Raw genomic sequence first — 1688 nt, forward strand, 5'->3', positions numbered from 1 at the left:
TGTACGACATCACCGGCCAGCTCGCCGGCATCAGCGCGCCTACGCTCGTGGTCAACGGCGACGAGGACGAGGCCTGCCTGGAGCCAGGTCTGCTGCTCAAGCGCACGATCCCGATGGCAGGGCTCGCTGTCGTGCCGAACTCGGGGCATGCCCTCAACCTGGAGGAGCCAGAGCTGTTCAACGACTTTGTCCGAACGCTGATCGGCGCCGCCGAGGCCGGCACATGGCCGACCCGGGATCCGCGGTCGCTGTCGGCGTCGATGGGCATCGCCAACGCCGGGACGGGGGCGTGACCCGTCTTCACCGGCTCGAACTCCGAGCGCACTGGGCTGGTCTCAGGCCGGGGCCTGGCGGGCGCCGCGGCGCCAGACGGCGCGGATGGACAGGGTGTCGGCGATGGTGGTGGTGGGGTCGCCGTCGACCAGGACCAGGTCGGCGCGAGCTCCCGGGGTGATGCGGCCGCGGTCGGTGAGGCCGAATCGGCGCGCTGGCGTGGCGGTGGCCGCCCGCAGGGCCTGCACCGGGGTCAGGCCGGCGGTGACCAGCAACTGGAGCTCGTGGTGCACGCTGGCGCCGTGGGCCATGCCGCCGAAGGCCGGGTCAGGTGACGACACGTCGGTTCCGGCCAGGATGTCCACGGCCGCAGCCTGCAACGCTGCCACGGCACCAAGGGCGTCGTCCAGGTTGCCTTGCGGGTAGACGTTCATGCTGCCGCGCAGCGCGTCGAGCCACTGCGGGCTCAGCCTGGAGCTCACCCGCTCGTCGGCGGCGAAACGGGAGCCGGGGTGGCCGGTGGCGGAGGACAGGACGGTCAGGGTCGGGGTCACGAACGTGCCGGCCCTGGCGATGTCCGCCACGATGTCGGGGGCGGCCGGGCCGTCGGCCCACATGTGTGCGAGGCCGTCGATGCCGGCTCGCACCGCCCGCCGCGCGCCGTCGATGGTGGTGGCGTGGGCGATGGCCAGCTTGCCGTGGCGGTGCGCCTCCCGCACGGCAGCGGTGAGGACGTCGTCGCTGATGACCGTCAGCCCGGGGTGGCCGACGACGGTACCGTCCTCGATCATGACCTTGACGTAGTCGTAGCCCTCGGCGAGCTGCTGCCCGATCATCGTCGCCGCCTCCGCCGGGGTGGAGCAGAACGGGAAGGAGAAGCCGGGCGGCGGACCGTCCGGGAAGGCGTCGGCCGGCGGACCGTACTCACTCGGATGGCCGCCCGGCGGGGTAATCCCCATCCCGGCAGACCTCAGATCCGCCACGTCATCGCCCGCGATGGCCGCGCGCTCCTCCGGCGTCCAGTGGCCCATCATCTCCAGTTCCGTGGTGATGCCGAAACGCAGCGCCAGGCGCAGCCCGTCCGAGTCGGTGTGGACATGAGAGTCGATCAGTCCGGGCAGTAGCGTTCCCCCGGCGGCGTCCACGACTGTGGCGCCGGGCGGCACTGGTCCCCCGACGGCGGCTATGCCGGCGCCGTCGAGCACGACCGTGCGCATCCCGATGACCTGCTCGCCATCGAAGACCCGCGCGCCGGTAATGGCGGTGATCGCCATGATTACCCCTGCCCCGTTGACTGCTTAACATCGTTAAGTCCTTATCGTTGTTAAGGTAAATTGAACGCTGTTAAGCTGTCAACCGTGACCGCCGCGCTGAACCGGCTTCCCCTCCTCGACCGTGAGCAAGTGGTCCGCGTG

The 1688-nt window shown here is 70.7% G+C and carries 2 protein-coding genes; one reads left to right on the forward strand and one right to left on the reverse strand.

What is annotated here, in order from left to right:
* A partial coding sequence (locus WA805_RS30350; RefSeq protein WP_425244039.1) for an alpha/beta fold hydrolase occupies nt 1-293 on the forward strand: 293 nt, incomplete at its 5' end.
* A gap of 42 nt (nt 294-335) precedes the next feature.
* Here WA805_RS30350 and WA805_RS30355 read toward each other — a convergent pair.
* The gene (locus WA805_RS30355; protein WP_425244040.1) at nt 336-1547 is read right to left on the reverse strand and encodes an amidohydrolase family protein; all 1212 of its coding nucleotides are present in this window, start codon (nt 1545-1547) and stop codon (nt 336-338) included.
* Nucleotides 1548-1688: the final 141 nt, after the last annotated feature.

The organism is Trebonia sp., from assembly GCF_049794275.1.
GTDB lineage: Bacteria > Actinomycetota > Actinomycetes > Streptosporangiales > Streptosporangiaceae > Trebonia.

Coding starts and splice junctions, on each gene's coding strand:
- WA805_RS30355 (WP_425244040.1), bottom strand. CDS start 1,547: ATGGCGATCACCGCCATTACCGGCGCGCGGGTCTTCGATGGCGAGCAG.